Source organism: Enterococcus sp. LJL99 (assembly GCF_054871725.1).
The window spans coordinates 319,638-341,607 of the sequence record NZ_JBTXLT010000002.1 but is presented as its reverse complement, the minus strand read 5'-3'; the positions used below and the strand labels follow the sequence as shown (position 1 = coordinate 341,607).

Sequence of the window (21,970 nt, the reverse complement as noted above, 5' to 3'; positions counted from 1 at the left end):
TTGCTATTTAAATGTACCCCACAACGGACCATTACGCTTACCGTTTGCTGTTGTACCAGTTGGCAAATAGGCATACTTGTTATTTGCTCTTGGTTGCCTAATCCATACCCAGCCATTGGTATCAAGCATATAGGCATCGTATTTTACTTTTTGACCATTCTTTATTTTGCCTAAACTATTTAAATTAATCGGACTATTTGGCGTTTTATCTGCAGTCTCGCCACGGAAGATAATCTCATCAACTGTGCAAGTAAATGTCGCTGATTCCGCAATCCATTTACCTTTAGGCGTAACTACTGTTGATTGACCATTATTTGTATTGGTTTGATTAGAGCTTGACCCATCGCCTGACAATTGCCCAGTATAACGATAAACGGTTACTGGTGGCTTGCCATTATACGCCCAAATAGTATCGTGGTCATTAACCGTAATCCCGTTATATCCATAATTACAATGGATCATTTGGTCATTCTCGTTTAGAAAAATACCCGTATGTCCAAAGCTTCCACCACTCGCTCCACGAGTACCCCAAATAAAAACATCCCCACGTTTTACTTTATATCCTCCGTTTGTTAGCGGTACTTTTGACCACCCGTTAGCTTCGAGGTCGTTAAATAAGGAGTCTGTATTCCCCATCTTGCCTGGTGGTAAAAATCCGCCAGCAATTAACGCAAAATAAACAGCACTTGAACAATCATAACTTGTTGGCCCAAGTCGGCTGCTCATGCTATAAGTTACCTTACCTTGTCTTGCTGTCATCCACTGTATCATTTTATTAATGTCTGGCATTAGTCCTCATCCTTTCTTTTGACAAAACTTGCTCCTAAGTCATAAAAGCCACCTGCTGACAATCCAGCAACAGCTCCGCCCCAAATAAAGTAAATTAAGTTAGGTTGGTCAAACGACCAACTCCAAGCCAAACCAATACCGATACCTAACGCTAAGTTAATAACCGGCAACCATTTATTATCTGCTCCAGTATAAGTTTTTATCAATTGTGTACCAGCCAATACAAAAGCAATAATTGTTGTTGCTGAGATTAAAATTTTATCCATAATATTCATCCTTTCTTGTGTGTTTCTTCCCATTTGTCGTGTTCCTCCAAGATGGTAACACGCTTATCCATTTTATTAATTCTAATATGCAAACCTTCCCTATCTTTTTTGCTCTCGTCTAATTGAGAGGAAAACTGTAAAATAGACCTCTCTAAGTTATCTATCGATTGACCTAATTTATCAACTACAGGATTAATCACAATTGCTTTTAACAAAAACATCAAGCCGCTTACAACGCTAGTGATTAGCGCTATTAAAGTAGCAACCTCTCCTATAGTTATTCCGAAAAATTTCATAACTCACCGCCCTACTAGTTAATTAAAATCCAAATCACCAATAACCAAAAAGGAGCAGCTAATAATAAGCCGTTCCTTAGTCCTTTTATATCTTTTTATTTCTACTTTTTTTTACTCAACACCTCTTTTAACATTATTGCTTTCGTTTACTTTGATAGAGCTGTTGTTAGTTTTAATAGCAAAATTATTTTTTGTTGAAAAAAATCTATTGAACTCGATATTATGAACAGAAGTTTCCGTTGAACTCTTAGTAGAGGTAATATCTATTTCTCCAAAATAGTTTCTATAACTATAATCATCTTCATTTATTGAACTGAACATAACGTCACTTTTTAAAACATCAATAAATTTTAATCTCGCTTTGATATTACTCCTTCTAACTACAGCAGTTGGGCAATTTTCGAAAAAGGCAGTTGCGATATCACAGTTATCTACTACGATATTTTCGCTTGTCAAAACTCTGATCTGACCGACATCTATATTTCCGACAATTGGCGCATCGACTTTTTTAAACGTGCCAGTCCGACTATCAATTAGAATAATAATCGCTGATTTCATTTTTCCAGAGTTTTTGATTTTGATACCATCAATGTTAAAATCATTAACTTTTGAACCATGCAAAAATACAGAAGTATTGTCGGTTGTTCCGTTATCGACTAGACAATCTTTGAAAGTTAATCCATCAATAGTCCATCCAGAGCTAGTATCAACTCTGACCCCAAATTTAAAATTAGAAAATTCACAACTATCGAATAAAACATTTCTACACATTTTGTTTGTCTGCCCTGTTGCAATTCTAACTTGTTGATTTTTAGTTCCTACAAATTGCGTTCTTAAAACTTTAACATTTTTTGTACCTTCTTCAATTGTCAGAGAGGAAAGTTCTCCTCCTCTAAAAACACAATCCTCTAACAAAACACCATCAGTATTATTGTCTAATTTTAACACTTCAGCTAAGTTCAAATCTCCATAGTTCCCTATGGAATCTAAATTGAATGTTGTTCTTTTGAAGTAAAGATTTTTATTAGGTTTTTCAAAATCACCTAATGATATTAACATCATCCCAGCACCATAAAAATCTACTCCTGTAAAATTAAAGTTTTCCGAACCAGGAGCATCCGGATTATAGGGATTATCGTAAATACCAATGCCAATGTGATTGACATTTTTAGCCCTTCCCATGATGAAATCAACATTGTTCGCAGAAAAATTTTTACATGCTCTGAAAATGGAAATTCCATAATCACTTGATTTAAAAGTCAAATTTTCAAAAATAATATCTTGGCTTTCATAAAATGACGTTGATTGTCCATCTACGTAGTACAAGACATTATTACCAAAAATATATGGATCATAAGTACATTTAACATGCTCAAACGAAATAGTTGTATGCTTTCCTAATCCATAAATTTTTATATTTTTTTTATTATTTATTTGAGGCATCTTATCAAAGATATCTAGTCGGGTTCCCTCGAAAAAAAACGTATTATTCAAATTCCCAAAACCCATCAGGGCATCTTTTAAATTGTCAGTATGATCCAAAAGAATCTCCGCTTGATTAACTGTTCTATTAGAATTTTGGGATATTTTAATAGTTTGATTGTTAACTTCTAAAACAGTAGCTGTTAACCAATTATATTTAATAACATTATCTACTACAATTGCTAGCGAAACCGATGTATCAGTAGTCGAATATATTACCTCATGACTTTCCACGCTAGTTGTCTTAAACAAGACTCGGTTTTCATCGATTAGCGAATTGTAATTTGTTATTGTTGATTTAATTTTGGAAGCTATTGTGTTTGCTGAATCTCCTAATGCAAAATTAACCAAATGATTAACATCGTTAATACGCAATGTTAATGATCCTGCTTTAGAAGCTGTTCCAGTTACAACTAATAAAAAATTCACAAAATTTTTAGGTGCACCAACTCCTTCAATTCCAATCTTATCCCCAACTTTTAAAGGGATTTGCACATTATCAAAAACTAACTCATTAGTGTTAATCGTAGACGAACAATATAATTTATCTTCCAAAATTTTGGGTTGCTTTAAGTTATATTGATATAAAACATTTTTAGCATTGGCTTTGGCTTTGAATTCAGCGTTCAATCTTTCATTAGCTACAGCGTATTCTGTACCGTCTTCGCTGAATCTCATTTGAACTACTTCTGCGTCACTTGTGCCTGATTCTAGTATGATGGTATTTAATTGTTTTTCAGTATTATTAGACTTTAGATTGGCTGCATCCGACTTTAGGTTTGCTTGGTTTGCTATTGCTTTAGATTCGTTGCCTAATTTATTAGCGTCTTCTAAAGCTTGACTTGAAGTTTCTTCAGCCTCGTACGATTTATCAATAGCTCTGTTAATTTTCACGCGTCCAGCATTAAGCGTATCCTCTCTATTTATATATTCTCTTGCCAAAAGCTACCCCTCCTCAATTACCTCGATATCCACGACGTCAGCAAAACGGACTAATTTGTTTTTCCCAATCATTCCAGAATAAACTTGGTTTCCGTCCGTATCTTTCTTTTTACCAATCACGTAAGCGTAGTAGTCGTCGAATAAATCGAATGAGCTATCAACAGGTACATTCTCTGTACTGTGATAACTCATTCCTGATTCTTTATCAATTTTCTGTTGTGTTAGTTTAACAATTTTAGCCATTAGGATTCTCCTCTAAATATGAAATTAACGAAATATCAGTTGTATCAATCCGACATCCTTCATTGATTTTATACAACCCTTTTTTCTTTTCTAGATTGTCAGCCAATTCATTAAAATATTCATTGGACTCAACAATAATATCGACTGAAGCGCCACTTTTCATTATAATTTTTGCCTTTTTTATCATAATTTTTCTCCAATTCTTGATTTAATAAACACAATCAACATCAGTTGTATTTCTAGTCTAGCTAGTTCATTCGGTTTTATTTTAAGCGTGTGATTCCCTCGTGTTATTTTTCCGGAACCATCTTTTTTCATCAAGTCTTTTAAGTCAAAGTCAGTTACATTTGTACTATTTATACTTGCTTTATTTCCGTCGATCCAAACTTCTAAAGAATTCGCTCTCTTACTGTATTCGAAAATCCCGTAGACAATATCATGAGTATGTGCCGGAATTGTAATACTTACTTGATGCGTATGGTTAGGTATATTTATACTTACACCATGCGAATGACTCGGTATGCTTATTTGGACGTTATGAGTGTGACCAGGTATGTTTACATTTACAGTGTGGTTATGACTACCACTCGAACCTTCAGTATACAATTCTGATTTTGATGCACTATAACTACTCATATTTAATGAAACAACCGCTTGATTATATGCTGAAAAGACATATTCTTTCCATTCTACCGGACCTGGATCATAACCAACAAACATTCTATGCCTATGATCCCCTCCAGCCGAACTTGTGGTACCAACTTGTGCAGAACCGCCAGCTGAGCTAGTAGAGCCTCCTGCATAGCCACCGCCACTAGCGCTCGTTGTACTCGAAACATAAGCACCACCTGCACTAGAAGTTGAGCTTTGTACTTGTTGTGGCGCTGTTGTATTTGCTTTAGAAGTCGCTCTGAACGCTGTTGTATTGATACTTAAAAAAGCATTATTAACATTTACTGCTTCTTCTGGAACTCTGAAACTAAACTCTACTGGTTTATCTGGATCAGCTTCTCTATCAAACACAAACGGTATAAACGACTGAGCGCCCATCGCTGTCATTTTTGCAATTTCTTGTTGTCTAGCGTAATCAGCTTGGTCAGCTCCTGGCTCTTCGTTCGTCATAGTTAGATTTAACTCTCCTGGATTGCCACCAACATCAGACTTACCACGTTCAGTGATTCTCAACTCAATTTTTCCGTATTTCTTCGTCTCGATTTGAACAACATCCATGTAGTTTAATTCGTTTACTTTGATTTCTCTATTTCTGTTTGCTGCTACGTTACTAGGATGTCTAAGAACCTTAGTTAAATCTGTTGCAGTTACGGTCCATGTAATTTTCGGTTGTTTCCAAGCATTTAATTTTGATAGTGCCGCGGAATAGAGATTTTCTTCTATTGTGTACCGCTCATCTTTCCATATATACCAAGCTGGTCTGTATTTAACCATTGAAGGCTTGTCTTGAATGTAGATAGACCCTTTACTATAGCGTTTAATATCAACGGTATTCACACCTTCGGCATTTCCTTTCGGAATAATGGAATTAACAATATTTTTCCCAACACGCTTGATTTCAAACCCTCTCATGTTATACCCTTGTTTAACTCTGGCATTAACTTTTGAATTAGGTCGCTTCAAACTTATAGTGAATGGATAGCTAGTGGTATTTCTAACAAACTCGTAGTCTTCTCCGAATTCATTAGGAATAGAAAATAGTGGGTTGATTAATCCGTTTTCGTTTTCCCATGAATAAGAAAAACCTCTGGAGAATTCACACGTTCCAAGCTTCCAGTCAGGAACCGCTTGTTGATTTAATACGTAATTAAGTGAACTGACAGTTGTCGGATTAACTAGTTGATGGTAATCATTCATGACACTAAAATTCAACAAATACAACGCATCGAATAAGTCGTAAGTGACTATTGCTACGCCGTTGTTAAACGTTTCTTTACTTTCAACGATGATAAACAGCTCTATCCTTTTAGGTCCATCGTAAACCTCGATAAAATCAAGTTGGTCAAGTTTATCAACCCACGCGTCATCAGCAGGCAAAGAAAAAGAAGCTGTAAACAGCTCCTTAGCTTTCATACTATAACTTGTGTTAAACGCATTTTTTATAGGCACTTTTAAGTTTTTCATGGGATTCTTAAAATATATATTTATCATTTCTAACCCCCTAAATATATTTCCATCTGTAGTGCATAGTTGCTTTTAAATCTAATCCAGTACCAGTTATATAGACTCTTTGATTAGGCACTAAATAAAACTCATCAAACCGTTCTAACATCGTTTCTGTGCCGTTAACATAAGCAATATAGTTTTCGGTATCGATCTCTAATTTTCCGTTGAAAGAACTATGCCTTATTACGCTAGCGCCACTTGTGATTGAGATAGTATCTGCTTTACCTTGTAGAATAATAAACGGTTGTACCGCATAACCATCTAGGGTTGGATAGAAACTAGTCGTACCTATCACTGGTAAATCAACCGCACCACTTCCTTCGTGTCCTAACTTGTAATTAGCTCTAAAGTCAATTACTACGCTTCCCCACTTAACGTCGTTAACTTCTTCAACTGAATATCTATTGTCATCGTTTTGCATAAACGGAATCGAAAATCCATTCATGATACTGGAACGGTCAATAGTAAAACCATTAGCAACTTGCAACCAAACGTACTTGAAAGGGTCGTAATCGAAAATAACTTTCAGAAACCTTGGTTGCTTAAATTCATCGAATAAAAATAAATTCACTCGGTCAACAATTTCGTTTATTTCATATTCCTCTTTTACCATCTTTTTAAAATTGATAACAATCTGTGGTTTCCCTTGGATTTCAGAACCAAAATATAAGTTTTGTGATTGCCCGGGTATTTTTAAAGTCAATGCTTTGTAATCAGATTGAGATGGGTTTTCATGGTCTTTGAGAGGTCGCAAGCCGAAATCTTCCCATGTTTTTTTTACTAATCCGTTATCCATGCTCATCATGCTCATTAAAACGACCTCCTTATACCAGGATCTCTATTCGGATTGAATCTATTCATTTCTTCAACAACTGCTTTAGCTAATTTCGGAATGTCTTCATCAGACCGCACATTTAAATTTGCTCCCTTAAACAACCCTTCATAAGAACTCGAATAATGATTTGTTGTGGAATTTGATGTATTTCCAGCTCCAGCAATATTCAGACTAGGCATATTTCCCATCACTTGCTCTGCTCTAATCACTGGCATTTTTACCATATCAACTGCTTTTTTCATTGCGTTTATCGGCATTTGTCCATATTTTTCTAATCCATCACTCCAACCGACCATCATGTTTTTACCGATAAAGTTTTTCATCCACCGTGAAGGAGAGTTGATATCCATAGCTTTTTGAATCGTATTTTTAACGTTGTCCGCAATCGATTGTGCTGTAGAATATACTGAACTAGCATTTGCACTCAATCCATTCGCAAAGCCTTGCATAGCATATGCGCCTATTTGATACATTTCGTTGTTCAATCCGTCGAAAGGTCTTTTCAAACTTTCTGACAAACTATTAATCGCGCTTTGAACTAAACCTAAAGATTGTGTTACACCGTTAGTTAATCCTTGTACAAGGTTTTCTCCAAACTTATGATAAATCCTTGATGGGCTGTGCGTATCGGTTTTAGAACGATATTCTTGCTCCATATCGTCAGCCATATCACCGACCGCATTAGCAGCAGCGTCGGAATTCCCTTCCACACCACCAGCGATTCCATCAGGAACAGCTTTACCGAGATTCTTAAAATCAGCAGCGTCGATTTTATTCTTTGTTGTTTCTCCAATGTTAGCAACCATTCCCATTACACTTTCATCGACACCAACTTTACCTGTGTCAAAAGCTGTTTTCAATGCGTCGGTAGCTGTTTTACCACCATTATCAAATATTTCGTTCATTCTAGCCAATTGCTCGTCAGAAGAATTCACTAAAGCAGCAACGTGTCCGGCTGATTCAGGACCTGCATCACGTAACTTATTGAGTAACCCCTCATTGATTCCTCTCTCAGATAATATCGCAATATTATTGGCCCAATCTCCTATAACACGTTGGTTCTCTTGCATATTTGCAATCATTTGCTCAGTTGACAACGTTTGTTCATCACTAAGCGTATTAAACATATCTCTAGCTGAATCGGAGTACTCTTGCCATTTGGATTTCATAGCGTCTACCGCTGCTTTTTGAGCTTCTGATAACGATTCGTATGTGACAACTCGCCTTTGAGCACTCTCTTCTTCTGCAGCCGCTACAGCTTCACTGGATTGCTTTAAAGCTTCTTGTGTAGATTGATATTCTTCTTTTAATCCAACTTGAGTTTCTTTTAATATTTTTTCTTGTTCATCTAGTTCTTTAAAAGCTGCTTTTGCTTCTCGCCCTTTAACGGAACCGTCTTCTAGCTTTTGATTCCATTCTTCTCTAAGAGCAGCGTTTTCTTTCAGTTTCGCTTCAACATCATTCTGCTCTTTCATGATTTCCACTAACTGTTCTTGAGTTTCATTTACCTTTTCTTGCCCTCCGTAAGCATCAATCTTCGCTCTGATTGCTTCAGCAGACATCGAAAGTTTCCCAGTCTCTTGATCGTACAAAAGATTTAAACCAGCATAAGCGGTGTTTAATTGTTCTACTTGATCTTTAAGTTGTTTCTTTTCCCCACGAGTTTTGTTTTCTTTGTTAGCCAACTCATCAACACTGGTAGCCATATCTTTATAGGCTTTAGTATTGCTTTCGATACTTTGTACACTTTCTTGACGGTTAGCAGTATTTGTTTTGGTAGTATCTGCTAAAGTTTTAGTTGAATCCGCTAGAGCTTCCTGTTCTTTGTTGAGCTTTTTAGACGCTTCTGTTTCTTTATTAAACCATTTCCACAAAGTTGCTCCTATAGCAACTAAGCCACCTATTGCCGCAGTAGCAATACCTATAGGGCCTGTTAAAAGCGTGACGGCTGCATTAAAAGCAATTGTCGCAGCAGTAGCAATTCCAGTTGCAACACTTAAAGCTCCCGTAGTACCAGCCAAAGCTGTAGTCATAGTAATTTGAGCCCCAATAATAGCGGTTTTCGCTACCATAGCAGCACTACTTAATTTTGATGCTGCCAACGAAGCTAAATCAGCTCTGGCTTGTGCTTGAGTTGCCAATTCCCATAATTTTATCGCTGCAGTGATAGTCTTAGTTACAATTACGGATTGCTTCATCGATTGGTTAATTGATTCTATAATCTTTAAGGTGGCATATGTCGCGACAAAACTAACTATAGCTGGTGTCAAAGGTTCTATCACTTTCATTAATGCAGAAAAAGCTTTTGCAGCTACAATTAAAATAGGTGTTGTGCCCTCAATAACTTTGCCAATTGCAGCAAAAGCACCATTTACTAATACTTTCAAAGAATCTATATTTTGAGCGATATTTTTGCCAGTTACCTTTTGAGTTAACTTATCAAGACTTGTTAAAATATTCGCAATTCCTTTAGCAGCTGCATTTCTTAAGTTACCAAACGACGTTGCTATACCTTCGCTATTTACTTTTGCCATTTCAGCTAACTGTCCTGTGCCAGTTCCTAACTCGATTAACTGGTTTTGGAAATCCTTAAATGTGATTGTCCCTTCTTTCAAAGCAGCGTATAAATCTCTTTGAGCGGTTTCTCCAACGAATCCCATAGCTTCCGCTGTCTTTTGTAAACCAATCGGCATCGTTTCTTGTAACGTTTTCCAACTCTGCAAGTCTACCGTTCCTGTAGAAAGCATTTGGACGTATTGGTCTAACCCACGACTTGCATCACTTGTTGAAGCTCCACTGGCTAACATCGCATTATTGAGGGCAATTGTGGCATCTGTTGATTTGTTTAGGTTACCAGTTATAGCAGTCATACGTTGTGATGTTGAAACAACTTCATCCAAAGTTGTAGGGAGTCCGTCAATTCCATCTGCTAACTTTTTGACACTTGCCGTTGATTCGTCTGTTGAGTATCCTAATGACTTCATAACTTTCGGATAACGATTCATCGTATCGAAACGACTGATAGCAGCATCCATTGATTGTTTGAGCAAGTCAAAACCTGCACTAGCTAATTTAACTAATCCTAATGCAGTCACCATATCTTTTACGCTTCGAGTTGCTTTTTGAGCCGAGGGATCAATGCCTTGCAGTTGTTTATCAACATTGGCCACACCTTTTATAACTTGACCATCATTTAACTCTATTTCTATAACTACTCTTCCGTCTGCCATGTTATCCCCCTTCCTCAAAGCGTTTTTTCGCATACTCTCTGCGTTCTTCTGGTGACATTAAAGCCATTTTTTTACGTTCTAATTCGATAAGCTCTAATTCTTTTTGCGTAGTCTTTAAAGCGTATATACGTTGTAATTTCTTCATATCAGCTATACGTTCTTTAGAATCCTCTTTGGATTCCGTCCAGCTTCTTATTTGCATAATTTCGACTATCCTAGTATCTTTGCTAAGACTTAGAAACAACGCTTTAAACTCATTCCAGTGCATGTTATTACGCTTCTCAATTAAATTGATTCCGTAATCTTTCATAAACGATGCAAAAATAAAATCAGCATCTTCCGAAAAGGAGTATGCTGATTTGTCATCTGTTGTATTTGACTGTTCGTTTGTGTTAGATCCTGAATTAAAAAGTTTGAGACTTATTTCAGTGTATATCGCTACTTGTTTTTCGAAACTCCAGTCAGCTAATTGTTCATCGGTTACGTTTAGATAGTTCTTTAAAGCTATTTTTATCTTTACTATTTCGCTGATATTGTCTACCTGTGAAAGCTCTAAGTTAGCTAAAACAACATTGAAATTGCAATCAATAGGATAACTCACACCATCAATTTCTATCGAATCGTTACTATCTCTATATAAAGAAAGCATTTAAACACCTACTTTTCTACAAGATAGAAAGCCGCTTCTTTTTCACTTTGTTTAATACTAAGTTCTTCCACCGCTGTTCCAATCATTTCAGACGTTTCAATAATTAAGTTACGTCTGTAAATTTGAACAGGTTGTACTTTTTTAATCTTTTCGTAGTCACCTTTTTGGAATACATTTTCAAAATATTCTTCTAAAATTGCTTCAGTAGCATCAAATTGATCTGATTCCTTTTCAGCTTCTTTAGCAATGTCTTCCAGCTTTTTATTCAAACTTTCGAACTCGTTTCTAAAGTTCTTCAACCGCTCATCATCATAATAAAATCTGAGAGCTGTTTTAGACTCATTTGTATCTTCATCTGTCAAATTAATGACAAAGTAACTTTTTTTAATCGGTATATTAAGTTCATTCATCTTCAACTATGCCCTCGCCTTCTTTTTCTGTTTCATCCCCGATATCTTCAGTATCGGGATCACTAGGGTTTAGGTGTATCTGTCGGAGTGCCTTTAAATTTAACCGAGAAATTGAACTGTTGTCGTTGACCAGCTTCGCCACCAAAAGGAACGATATTTAAAATTGTTGCTTCGCCTTCCAAAATCCGTCCATCGGGTTCTGTAATTTGTAGATATCCGTCACGATCTTCTTTTTTTACTAATAAATCACGGACAAAGTTTTGACTAGCGTCAGAATACAATCTGTGTCCTTCCACATCAATTTGATAGTTTAATGCTGTTACGTATGTTTCTTTGCCTGTTGCGTAATAGTTCACATCCTCTGTTTCTTCTTCAAACGTGGGTGTAATGTTAGTAACACCACCACCAAGATCAAACAATTTATCTTTTGTTGCTCCTAACTTAAAAATCGTTGATTCGGCTAAAAAGAAATTTAATAATGTATTTGCCATTTTATTTGCTCCTATCTATTATTATTTGTGCTCCAGTATCAAAAACAAAAATCCAGTTGCCTTTATCATCATTACTTTGATGGAACGGCTCACTGGAATTAACTATTTTCACAAACTGGAAACTATTATTTTCTGATTCTAAACTTGATAATTCTTCGACAAACTCTGATATTTTATTGAGATTATCAATTGCTTCTTTTTGGTTCTTCGTTTTCAATGCAACTTGAATATTAATTGCTTTCTCTTGCATTCCGTTGTAGTAGGTAGTAATCGTTTTTCCACCTGGTAACAAAGTAACTGCAATACTTTTTTCGTCCTTCAAACTACCTGGAATAACTTTAGTCATTAACGCTAAGGTATTGAGCTTGTCTATAAATCGATAAATAAAATCTAATTCTTTGTTCATAGATTAAGCCCCCTTAAGAAAACCTTTTGCCAATCATTCATGTAAAGTCCTTTTGCTCTTAAATCCCAATAAGGACCAGTACCAGGTGTTGTATACTTTCTAAAAACTACTTTACCGTTAGTTCCGTAATATTGAGCCTTAGCATATGGAGTAGACCAAACTAATGAACTTTTATCAGCACTAATCGTTCCTGTGGATTGCAATGTTCCTTGGTCATTTGGTACAAAAGGCTGCATATCCATTAACATTTGATTCATCATGCCGTATTTTGCTGATTGCATATTACCAGCGCTCAATTTCTTGTTTACACCACTCAAATCGACTTTAACTCTCACCATTAGATCACCTCTAATTCGTAGGACCAAATAGCATCTCTAAAAGGTTCTTTAATCGGAATAGCTTTTTTTATGATGCATTGCTTACCGTCAAACGTCACTCTTGATTGCTCCTTAAACTCCTTGAAAGGCGTTGTAGCACTGGCATAACAAAATATCACACTATCAGCGACTATTTGAGTCTGAGTCTTATCTCTACTGTAAACAGTTGAGCGATCGATTCTTACTTTTTCAATATTTACAGGTAGTTCGTAATTGTTCTCTCCCCATTCATCATCGCCACTGTATTCTTCATAGATAAAACTATCTACCAACATTTTAGAGTCAATTTTAAGCATTACCTCACGCTCCTGTTCAATAGTCCTGTGCCTTCCAATACAACGGATAAATCGGGACATTCTAGCGTGACCTCGCTACCTTCTACAGTTTGAGCTTTGCCACCTCTAGAAATTGTTGTTCGACCGATAGTGACGTTCATCGGTCTGTCATTCATTTGTGACGTAGAGGTTGCTTCGTTTTGGATAAAGTATTCAATTTGCATACCGATAGCCTTTTTAAACTTATTCACGCGCCACTCAAAATCATCCTCAAACTTAGTGAAGTTGTAAAAATGTCGTGTCTTGTTATCTAAAATAAGGCTTGCTCTCATGAGTAAATTGGCAAATTTAAAGGACTCACCAATTTCGGTGAATCCTAATTTTTCATATTCTTCTTCTGTAAGATAGTCTTGCATGATTTACCTCCTATTTAGAAGGATTTTCTCCCTGCTCACCCTTCAGACTTTTATTTTCTTTTTTCAAAGATTTATTTTCTTTTTCTAGCTTCTCAATTTTCTCATTTAATTCAGAGATTGCAGCTTCATTTTCAGTCAACTCAGGTTCTTCACCTTCTGCCACAAAACCTTTTTCTTTCAGCTCGGTGTACAATGAAGAGTCTTTAGCAGCTTGATATTCTTGGTTATCTTTAAATAGTTTAATCATTAATTAGGCCTCCTTCGTGTGAACATAAAGAGCATCTTTGCGACTTTTTAAAACAAACAAATCATGGTATAAACGGTTTTGGTATAACCATCCATCGCCTTCCGTGTGTGTGCCTGGAGCGAATAAGTAGATAGAGTTAAATTTCGCTTTAGCAATAACTGCTTGTTTAACAACTAATAAGAAATCAATGTCAAGACCATCCGCAGCTTTAACAAAGCCTTCTGTAAAGTTAAATTTAGTAGCAAAACGATCTGTATCCCAAACTTCTACTAAAATTACGCCATCTAAAGACGTGATACGTGATTCTAGTGCGGTCATGCCAACGTTTTGATTTGTAATATTACGTGTAAATTCTTTTGAACGTTCTAACAAGTCCATTGTTTCGCTAGATAGGTAGCCAACGATATTGCCAGCTCCATATTTACGTAATGGTAAGATAGCTGCTTTCAATACAGAGTAAACATTATCTACGGTCAATTTAGTATTCGCTGTTTTTCCTTCTGCAATTGCAGCTGTAGCCATTTTAGAGAAGCGATAAGCATCTACTTCTGGACCAGCGTTCTCGGTAACAAAAGTTCCTGATACTCTAGCAGCTGCCAAATCTTGGTTTGTTTCATCCTCATCGGCAATGTCAACGTAAAATTCAATGTCACGATCAAATTCTAAAGTGTAAACTTGCTTTTTATTTTCCATTTTCCCGGAGTTAAACCCTTTATCACGAGTGTGTGATTTGTAACCGGATGTTTCAATGGTTGTTGTTTCGAATGATTGTGCATTCAACCAGTTTACTTCTGGTGTTTCAATTAATGATGTCAACGTTTCTTGTGTTAATTTTTGTTCATACAATCCTGTATTCTTTTTTGCATAATTATAAGCCATGTTTTTTTCTCCTTTATTTGAGACCTAAAGCCTCTTTTATTTTGTCTTCTTCCGACAACACGCTAGACCCTTTCGGATTTCCACCAGTAACGATTTGTGGCGTTGGTGTTGCTGTTTGTTCTGGTTGCTGAAACAAGAATGACTTGCTTTCTTGCAACGCTTCTACTTGCTCTTTTAAGCCTTGTAGTCCATTGTCAGTAACTTGAATCGTATCAGTATTTAATTGACCCAATACAATATCTTCGTCCAATGGATTTACATCTTTAAGCGCTAGTCTGATTGCAAAGTCTTTCTGTTGTTGAGCTAGTTTTGTTTCAGACTCACTTTTAGTCGTGTCATACTTCGCTTGTAGCTCTTCTAATTGCTTAGATAACTCTTCATTGCCCTTTGATGCTTCTTTCAAGGTGTCAAGTTCTGTTTGATTACTAGTCAACTGTTCCTTGAATTGGTCACGTTCCCCCTCTAAAGCATTAATTTGAGTATTTAATCCAGTGACAGTTTTACCATGCAAAGCCATGACTGATCCTAATTGTTCATCTGTTAAACCTAACTCTTTTAATTCTTCTCTTTTCATTATGATTCTCCTTCGTTTTTATTCGGTGTTACGACACCGTGGATTTGATAGTTTAACGACATTCCGGTCGAGGTAAAATAAAAAAGCCTAGTGATTAGACTTTACTTCTAAATCTTCTATTTCTAATTCGGAAACACGATAGTTGATTGTTAATTTCGGTAATTCATTAGCTGTCATCACCAATTCAAAACCGAGAATACCTTTACCCTTTACTTCCTCACCGTCAATAAATATATCGTAATTATTAGAAGTCATTGCGTTACCTGTTGCGTTATTCTTCTTTCTAATTGATAACTTCATCACTTTTCACCTTTTTCAAACTTATTTTTCAGCAATTCCATTTCGCTATTGATTTTCTCTGTTAACAATTGCTTTTTAGAGATATCAGTTTCCTTTTGTTGCTTAGTTAATAGTTTTCTTAACTTCTTATTGGTATAGTAGACTGTCTTTTGATAATCGCAATTCTGACACTCAGCATAGATTCGTTCAAATTCTCCAAATAGCTTCTGTTTCTTAACTACATAAGGTGTCAGTTTGTCACAACTATTACAAGTGACTTGTTGTTTCTTTTTGATTAGAGTATGAGCCATTACAAACTTCCTTTCATCAACGTATCTTTTGGAGTTATCACTTTCTCACGACCGTAGTTCCTTCTTAACCAATCAGCATCTTTTAAAAGCTCTCTCATGTCGCTCTGTTGCTTTCTTAGCAACGCTTGATACTTTTCAAGGTTAGGACTTTTAAGCTCGTTAGATACAATGATATTCTTTTTAGTTTTTCGAATACGTCGTTCAATCTCACGTTGTTTTTCCCGAATCCTCGACTTTCTGATTGCTTCTTCTGGTTTAACATTTGGTTCACGGTCGATGTTTACGCCTGGAATAAATGGGTAAATAGAATGACGGCAATTAATTCCTAACGTTCCGCCAGCAAGTCCATAGCCAAACTCATAGATTGACGGATACTCACTATCGTTTTGATTGATTGGTCGCATATCCAACACTCTACCTTGACAATGTGCACAACGTGGAGCAGCATCTAAAAGCACGCTCATTTTAACTGTGGTAATACCGTATTCTTCCATTCTTGACGTTCTAACCTCGTTATATAGTCGATTAAGTGTAGAACGCATGACAGTATCAACGTAACGTTCAAGACTCCAAGTGTTGCCACCTTTATCAATAAATGAACTTGGTATTCCTTTGTCCGCCCAACTAATGATTGCTTTTTCAATTGCTTGCTGCAAGGTAATGTTCCCAGCTCCAAAGCTAGCCATTGTATTGTTCAAAATATTCTCGTACATTTTCATGATTGGCCCGTCACCAAACATTGTGCTAACTAACGTTTGATTAACATAGTTATCCAAATTAACAAATACTTGTTTTTGGTAAGCTTGCATTATCTGGTCTAAGTCATTCATGTTTGTATCTATCGACATTACTTGTTTAAGGTAAGAGTCGATATCCGATTGAGAACTTTTAGCTGTTTCTTCAATAGCTTTGCCGATTAATTCGCTTGAAACACCAGAGTTGCGCTCCAATTCTTTATAAAACTTGCTGTTTAATAATCTTGACTGGTTCATCCGATCGATATACCACTCATTTATGCCTTCAGTTCCTTTTGCTTTCAAACGTTTTGTAATTTGCTTGAGTAGTTCTAGCTCAATTGCTTCGTAACGGTTTATTAACTCGCTAGAAAAGCTGTTTAAATGGTCTGGATTAGCTCGTGACATTTACATCACTCCTGTTGTCCAAATAAAAGACGTTCATTAAGCACTCGGCTTATTTCTTCGTCGTCGCTAAACGTTTTTCTTAGTGTTTCTTGATTGATCCTAGCCAATTCCTCTTGTGCTTCGACTTCTGACATACCGTATTGTTTCATCATAAACGTTACTTTTGACATTACGCCGTTTTCAACAGCTTTCAGGTTGTAATCAATTTGAGAGTTCTTATCGATAAACACTCCGTCATCAAAATCAACGTTGATATCTTCAAACGATGGCAATTCGCCTTCGTAAAGATGCTTGCCGTCTTTTCCGACCGTCAGCCTTGCTAAATCTAACACCGATACGACTAGCTCTTTGATAAACTTCTCAATTTCTACGATGTGGCTGTTTCTAGTTCGGTAGGTCATTGAGTTTTCGCTCACTACTTCTGTAGCTGTCTTCATTCCTTTACTACCATCGAAACTAAACGTGCCACTTGAAAAACCTATCTGAGTTTCTAAAGTTCTCAAAAAATGATTAATTGATTCGATATATTGACTAGATCGAATGTCATGAGTAATATCAATGTTCTTCATGTCATCTTGGTCTGCTGATAAACCTAGAAATACATTAGTTTCATCGTCGAATACCTGAGTAATTCCGTTTCCTTGTTCATCAGGTATGGTATTAATAAAGTGATCCGAGACAATAATCTTTCGTTGCCCCATTTTAATTTCCCAATGGTATTGGTCGTAAGCTTCATTTACTTGTTTTAGAGTTGGTTTAGCATTATCGCATAAGCTTAACCCTAAAGAACTGTAAGGATTGATATTATTAAATCCATTAGGTTTAAGGTAGCAAAAGTTAGGTCTTTTAAGGTCTAATTGCACGCTCTCCGGTAGGTCTTTGTACACTTCTTTTAAATTAACTCTGCTACCAACTTGATTAGGATTGTCAGACTTATAAAGCTCGTTCGTGATTTGATATTTTCCGTCATTAAGCCACTCATGGAATTCAAGTAACGTGTAGTAATACGTTTTATTTCCTTGTGTATCTTGAGATTTACTAGTAATAACTCCCTCACTTATTGAGTTAGTGTTATTTCTTAACGGAAAGAATGAATCTGCTAATGCCCAAGAAAACTCAATCTCTCCTGTGCCTGTATCGTAATACGGTCTAACAGCTAACCCACCTAAAGCGAACATAGGCTCTAAATATTTAGCGAAGTTCTTTTTGAAATCATTATGCTCAAATACATGTTGAATGAGCTGGTTTGCGTCGTTATCAAGAGCTTTCTTTCGTTCATCATCTGTTTTCGCTTGTTTGTATTCAGGCGCTACAGTTATCTCGCACTGCTCATTAAAAACAAGACTAGCCATAGTTTTAGCTGATTGTTCCATCATGTTTAGATAAAAGAAATCACGCTCTTGCTTCTTTTGATTTGAATTGATGTATTTCACTTTTGGGTAGTCTCCCTTATACATCGCTAGGTTATCGTAGATTCTACTTAATTCGCTTTTATCTACATTTATTCTAGGGTGATCTGTAATATTGCTTAAAGTTTCAACCATTCCTAACGTTTGTCCTCCTTTCCTAAATAGATTTTTTAATCGTTCGAACATTCAACCACCTCTTTGCCTATTACTTGATACGAAACATCATCCTCTTCAGGCAAATCATCATAGTATTTCTTCAAAATGAAAAAATCTTTTCTAGATATCGATTCATAATCAAGCATTTCAAATCTAGCAATAGTATCAACCGATACTCCTGTTTCAATTGATACGTCCTCTATTGTTTTTTCTAAAGACTTTCTGTAGGCAGTACGAAAATTGCGTACTCTGGTATTGAAATAACATTCTCGAACAATTCTTTTCAATTCACCTAATGACATTTGCTCTATCTTTTCATCTATTGAATCACGTATATTTACAGACATTGTTTTCCCTCCTACACTTTTAACTTAAGGTCTCTAGCGTTATCAACTGCAAAATATTGGAAAGCATCACATGTATGATCGTCATCTTTTATTACTTCCGGATTATCTTTTTTTAATGTTTTTTCATTCCATCGGTACATTCTATGTTCTTCAATGAATATTTTGTTTTCTGGTATATCGAGATAATAAAAACGACCCTGTGCTAAAAGGTCGTGTACATAATCTATCATTACTGTTTTCTTTTCCTTCGTAACTGCTGCTAAACGTTGTCTGTAATCTTTAAAATATTGGTTACGAATACCACCCTCAGCACTATCAATTGTTCTTCTTCTGATTGTTGCACTACTCCAACGATCGTCCCTAGATGTTCGCTTGATAAAATCATTGATATCTTTTGCTAATTCATCAGGCGCTTTTTTTACTGTTTTACCTGCTGGACTGTAGTAGTATGTACCCAAAAGAATTACTCTACCTTTAGCAGTTAATCCAAAGCACAAACAAGTGGTAGCCGACACCATGTGACCTCCATCTATTGAGTAATAGAGGTAAATGATACGATCATCACTAAAAGGCTCTTGAATCGCTTTAAATAAGTTCATATTATAAACATTGTCGCCCATTCCTATAACTTCACCTAGAAACATCCAACGATAATAGTCGTAATCGTTAACCTTATAGTTCTCTATCTCGTCTAAATACTGTTGAGATAAAAACCCTTGTGTATCATCTAAATAGGTTGAATGGTGGACTAAGAAGTCTTTTCTACCTATTCTCTCGTCTACCCATTCATTAACCCATTCATATGGATTTTTTGGAGGGTTCCACGAGTAAATAGTTTGTACTTTTTTGCCATATGGTATTTTGGTACGAGTGTAACTAAAACGTACTGTGTCAATTTCTTCTTTATTTTTGAACTCAGCTAATTCCTCGAACCACACCCAACGAACGTAACCTTTGGCAATCTTCTGAGACTTCAATTTCATCGGATCGTCTAAACCGTAAAAATAGAAAGCCGTATCTGTTTCTTTATGGATAATTCGGTAAGGACTGGTACGAAACTTAAACTCATTTTCTAAGTGTAGCTCGTAAATGGCCCATTTGATTTGCTCGTAAACACTAGTTTCTAGCGTGTTGGCAACTTTACGAAGTATAACCGCATTAGCGTTGTCATCCTCTATAAATTCAGTAACAAGTTTTAGGCTGACCACCGAACTTTTTGTTGAAGCTCGGCCACCTTTCAAAGCGATATTCTCAACTTCGCTGTCAAATACATCGTCAAACGAAGGGTTAATAAGATCATTTATATTAATCACTAAGTCGTCTTCAGTTATTTCGGATTCATCGATGTATCTAGTCAACAGGATCACCACGCTTCGGACGTGTTATAACTACTCTTCTTGGTTGCTGACCTTCTTCTTTCGATTTCTCGTAATACTTCATCAGTTCGCTCATAGCTTTCTGCTTGTCATAGAGCTTAACAGAAACGCCGTCTTTGCCAGACTTGATTTCTTTGATAAGGCTTCCGTCAACTGCCGAGCTTTCTTTAAAGTCAACAAAGTTTATTTCTTTCATGAGTTCGTTTCCGTCTTCGTCAGTTAATGGTCCAAACATTCCCATTACAGGAACTTCCTTTTTGCCAAACTCCGTAAAATCAGTAATATCAGCAAAGGCTTGTTTAACATACTCTTGTATCAAGTCTTTCACATCAACGAAGGTATCTTGTTGCAGCTCCGCTTTGAGTCTGTGCAACTCTTTTTTTATACCATCATTTACCAACAATCTATATCCAATCGCATTAGCCGTTTGATAATCAACTTGATAGGCTTGTTGATAAGCCTTAGTCGCATTAAAGTGTTGCAAATAGAATAGACAAAACATTTTTTGCGCTTCCGTCAAATCGTCATTCTCTATTACAGGTTGCGCCTTTTCTTTGTGTGCAACCTTTTTAGTTTTGTGTGCAACCTCTTTTTCAGGTGGCGCACCCCATTTGCGTGACTTCCACGACTTAACTGTATTGATTGATACATCATACTTCTCGGCTATATCCTTGTATTTCATTTTGTTTAGGTAATCTTGATAGGCTAACTCCCATTTTTCCACACTAGCGCCACCTCCTTTCAATCACACAATAAAAAGCCACCGCATAAGCGATGACCTGTTAAATATCAAAATTTCTTTTTTATATAAAACAGCAAACCTAATAAAGTAATCAACCATACAGAACTGAATATAATTCCGATTACTAAAAAATCATTTATATCCATTACTATCCCCTCCAATAAAAATAGACCAGCCAATGACTGATCTAGTGATTTTTTTACGCTTGGTTCGTACCTTCCACTCCACGAGCTTCACGGTCTGTTGTACGTTTGTTTTGCCACATAATAGCTTCATCAAGCTTTGTAATAGTCATTGCGTTTTCTCTGCAAGGGAAATGTAAATTCAAACTCTCTAATCGTTCTTTAGCTACTTGTAATACATCGACAATTTGTGCGCCGTTTACTCCTGCATCTTTTACAGTTCCTTCTTGCCACTTAATATTGATGTTTTCCAATTAAATCACTCCTTAGTTTATTTTATGTATAACGACCACAGCGTATCGGCATTGTTAAGAGGCTCCTGTGGTTTAGTTCGAATTTATAAAGCCGCTCTCCTAGGGAACGACTTATATGAATCACCCAAGACGATTTGCACGTCCTCCAAGGTCACCTAGACTACGGATTCGAACCGCTCGCATGTGGCATTACCGGCCTACGCTTTACCATGGGTGCGTTTTAGCTAAATTTAAACTGGAGTCAAGCTCCTTGTGTTTAAGCAACCTACACATAGGATTTTACGCTACTCGCTACCTACCCTCTTTCCCATCCACCTCGGTTGCAATTGACTCCCTTAGTTTCTGGTGACATAAATGTCCCAACTTAGGTATGCCAATGTCACTGGCAAGGATTCGAACCTTGCAACACCATTTTCCGATATTTTCAACTTGTTCTACCTAGCGCTAACCAGTCACAAGTTGATCTTTACGGGACTATAAGATAGCATGCCTACTATCTAGTACCCTCGACGGTCTCTTGCCTAAGTACATTGCTTAAGCTCAGGTGTACATTACCACTGATGTAAGTTATTAGCGTTACCTTTCCGCCACAGTGACGATATTAGCAATCACAGAAAAGGAATAAGCAACTTAAGGAGCCGTCTCACTTCCTTCTCATTTATTTTTGATTATCTGTGACTGCTATATAAAACAACCATAGCGACTAACTGGTCGTCATTTGTGTAGTGTCTTTTTCGCTATGATCGCTTAATTCCTGATAATACTATTTTAAGCTATTGACAACCTC

Annotated in this window: 27 protein-coding genes; all 27 read right to left on the bottom strand. The window is 36.4% G+C overall.

Translation table 11 applies throughout. From position 1 onward, the window contains the following. Positions 1-3: 3 nt before the first annotated feature. The 27 genes from ACYSNW_RS04845 to ACYSNW_RS04715 all read right to left on the bottom strand — a co-directional run bounded on the left by ACYSNW_RS04845 (position 4) and on the right by ACYSNW_RS04715 (position 21,183). Complete coding sequence (locus ACYSNW_RS04845) at positions 4-789, bottom strand: peptidoglycan amidohydrolase family protein (protein WP_461743333.1); 786 nt, start codon at positions 787-789, stop codon at positions 4-6. Further along, on the bottom strand, positions 789-1,055 hold the full coding sequence (locus tag ACYSNW_RS04840) for a phage holin family protein (RefSeq protein ID WP_461743332.1): 267 nt from the start codon (positions 1,053-1,055) through the stop codon (positions 789-791). Before ACYSNW_RS04840 ends, ACYSNW_RS04845 begins: the two co-directional genes overlap by 1 nt. A gap of 5 nt (positions 1,056-1,060) precedes the next feature. Continuing rightward, positions 1,061-1,351 carry a hypothetical protein gene (locus ACYSNW_RS04835; RefSeq protein WP_461743331.1) on the bottom strand — a complete coding sequence of 97 codons (291 nt, stop codon included), beginning with the start codon at positions 1,349-1,351 and terminating at the stop codon, positions 1,061-1,063. Positions 1,352-1,462: 111 nt separating this feature from the next. Beyond that, positions 1,463-3,775, bottom strand: a complete 2,313-nt coding sequence (locus ACYSNW_RS04830) for a hypothetical protein (RefSeq protein WP_461743330.1) — start codon at positions 3,773-3,775, stop codon at positions 1,463-1,465. 3 nt (positions 3,776-3,778) lie between these two features. Beyond that, entirely contained in the window at positions 3,779-4,018 is a 240-nt protein-coding gene (locus ACYSNW_RS04825) for a hypothetical protein (RefSeq protein ID WP_461743329.1), read from the bottom strand. Further along, on the bottom strand, positions 4,011-4,205 hold the full coding sequence (locus ACYSNW_RS04820; protein WP_461743328.1) for a hypothetical protein: 195 nt from the start codon (positions 4,203-4,205) through the stop codon (positions 4,011-4,013). Before ACYSNW_RS04820 ends, ACYSNW_RS04825 begins: the two co-directional genes overlap by 8 nt. Further along, a complete protein-coding gene (locus tag ACYSNW_RS04815; RefSeq protein ID WP_461743327.1) occupies positions 4,202-6,181 on the bottom strand; it encodes a phage tail spike protein in 1,980 nt (659 codons plus the stop codon). The genes ACYSNW_RS04820 and ACYSNW_RS04815 overlap by 4 nt, the downstream gene beginning before the upstream one ends. A gap of 10 nt (positions 6,182-6,191) precedes the next feature. Beyond that, positions 6,192-7,007: a phage tail domain-containing protein gene (locus ACYSNW_RS04810; RefSeq protein WP_461743326.1), complete on the bottom strand. Its 816-nt coding sequence runs from the start codon at positions 7,005-7,007 to the stop codon at positions 6,192-6,194. Beyond that, positions 7,007-10,261 carry a tape measure protein gene (locus ACYSNW_RS04805; protein WP_461743325.1) on the bottom strand — a complete coding sequence of 1,085 codons (3,255 nt, stop codon included), beginning with the start codon at positions 10,259-10,261 and terminating at the stop codon, positions 7,007-7,009. The genes ACYSNW_RS04810 and ACYSNW_RS04805 overlap by 1 nt, the downstream gene beginning before the upstream one ends. Position 10,262: 1 nt before the next feature. After that, the gene (locus ACYSNW_RS04800) at positions 10,263-10,910 is read right to left on the bottom strand and encodes a Gp15 family bacteriophage protein (protein WP_461743324.1); all 648 of its coding nucleotides are present in this window, start codon (positions 10,908-10,910) and stop codon (positions 10,263-10,265) included. 8 nt (positions 10,911-10,918) lie between these two features. After that, positions 10,919-11,320: a hypothetical protein gene (locus ACYSNW_RS04795; RefSeq protein ID WP_461743322.1), complete on the bottom strand. Its 402-nt coding sequence runs from the start codon at positions 11,318-11,320 to the stop codon at positions 10,919-10,921. A gap of 62 nt (positions 11,321-11,382) precedes the next feature. Next, positions 11,383-11,811 (bottom strand): phage tail tube protein, encoded by a 429-nt coding sequence (locus ACYSNW_RS04790; RefSeq protein ID WP_461743321.1) that lies wholly within the window; start codon positions 11,809-11,811, stop codon positions 11,383-11,385. Between the two features lies 1 nt (position 11,812). After that, the gene (locus ACYSNW_RS04785; RefSeq protein ID WP_461743320.1) at positions 11,813-12,217 is read right to left on the bottom strand and encodes a phage tail terminator protein; all 405 of its coding nucleotides are present in this window, start codon (positions 12,215-12,217) and stop codon (positions 11,813-11,815) included. Next, on the bottom strand, positions 12,214-12,555 hold the full coding sequence (locus tag ACYSNW_RS04780) for a minor capsid protein (protein WP_461743319.1): 342 nt from the start codon (positions 12,553-12,555) through the stop codon (positions 12,214-12,216). The genes ACYSNW_RS04785 and ACYSNW_RS04780 overlap by 4 nt, the downstream gene beginning before the upstream one ends. Next, positions 12,555-12,890, bottom strand: a complete 336-nt coding sequence (locus ACYSNW_RS04775) for a putative minor capsid protein (RefSeq protein ID WP_461743318.1) — start codon at positions 12,888-12,890, stop codon at positions 12,555-12,557. Before ACYSNW_RS04775 ends, ACYSNW_RS04780 begins: the two co-directional genes overlap by 1 nt. After that, positions 12,890-13,285 carry a hypothetical protein gene (locus tag ACYSNW_RS04770; RefSeq protein ID WP_461743317.1) on the bottom strand — a complete coding sequence of 132 codons (396 nt, stop codon included), beginning with the start codon at positions 13,283-13,285 and terminating at the stop codon, positions 12,890-12,892. The genes ACYSNW_RS04775 and ACYSNW_RS04770 overlap by 1 nt, the downstream gene beginning before the upstream one ends. Before the next feature lie 10 nt (positions 13,286-13,295). Further along, a complete protein-coding gene (locus ACYSNW_RS04765) occupies positions 13,296-13,532 on the bottom strand; it encodes a hypothetical protein (protein ID WP_461743316.1) in 237 nt (78 codons plus the stop codon). 3 nt (positions 13,533-13,535) lie between these two features. Next, a complete protein-coding gene (locus tag ACYSNW_RS04760; protein ID WP_461743315.1) occupies positions 13,536-14,411 on the bottom strand; it encodes a hypothetical protein in 876 nt (291 codons plus the stop codon). A gap of 13 nt (positions 14,412-14,424) precedes the next feature. Then, a complete protein-coding gene (locus tag ACYSNW_RS04755; protein WP_461743314.1) occupies positions 14,425-14,985 on the bottom strand; it encodes a phage scaffolding protein in 561 nt (186 codons plus the stop codon). Positions 14,986-15,072: 87 nt separating this feature from the next. Then, positions 15,073-15,285: a hypothetical protein gene (locus ACYSNW_RS04750; protein WP_461743313.1), complete on the bottom strand. Its 213-nt coding sequence runs from the start codon at positions 15,283-15,285 to the stop codon at positions 15,073-15,075. Continuing rightward, positions 15,285-15,575, bottom strand: a complete 291-nt coding sequence (locus tag ACYSNW_RS04745; protein ID WP_461743312.1) for a hypothetical protein — start codon at positions 15,573-15,575, stop codon at positions 15,285-15,287. The genes ACYSNW_RS04750 and ACYSNW_RS04745 overlap by 1 nt, the downstream gene beginning before the upstream one ends. Further along, on the bottom strand, positions 15,575-16,717 hold the full coding sequence (locus ACYSNW_RS04740) for a phage minor capsid protein (RefSeq protein ID WP_461743311.1): 1,143 nt from the start codon (positions 16,715-16,717) through the stop codon (positions 15,575-15,577). Before ACYSNW_RS04740 ends, ACYSNW_RS04745 begins: the two co-directional genes overlap by 1 nt. 5 nt (positions 16,718-16,722) lie before the next feature. Continuing rightward, on the bottom strand, positions 16,723-18,312 hold the full coding sequence (locus tag ACYSNW_RS04735; protein WP_461743310.1) for a phage portal protein: 1,590 nt from the start codon (positions 18,310-18,312) through the stop codon (positions 16,723-16,725). Beyond that, a complete protein-coding gene (locus ACYSNW_RS04730) occupies positions 18,297-18,629 on the bottom strand; it encodes a hypothetical protein (RefSeq protein ID WP_461743309.1) in 333 nt (110 codons plus the stop codon). The genes ACYSNW_RS04735 and ACYSNW_RS04730 overlap by 16 nt, the downstream gene beginning before the upstream one ends. An 11-nt stretch (positions 18,630-18,640) precedes the next feature. Continuing rightward, positions 18,641-19,987: a PBSX family phage terminase large subunit gene (locus tag ACYSNW_RS04725; protein ID WP_461743308.1), complete on the bottom strand. Its 1,347-nt coding sequence runs from the start codon at positions 19,985-19,987 to the stop codon at positions 18,641-18,643. Next, positions 19,980-20,729, bottom strand: a complete 750-nt coding sequence (locus tag ACYSNW_RS04720; protein WP_461743307.1) for a terminase small subunit — start codon at positions 20,727-20,729, stop codon at positions 19,980-19,982. The genes ACYSNW_RS04725 and ACYSNW_RS04720 overlap by 8 nt, the downstream gene beginning before the upstream one ends. Positions 20,730-20,946: 217 nt before the next feature. Then, positions 20,947-21,183: a hypothetical protein gene (locus ACYSNW_RS04715; protein WP_461743306.1), complete on the bottom strand. Its 237-nt coding sequence runs from the start codon at positions 21,181-21,183 to the stop codon at positions 20,947-20,949. Positions 21,184-21,970: the final 787 nt, after the last annotated feature.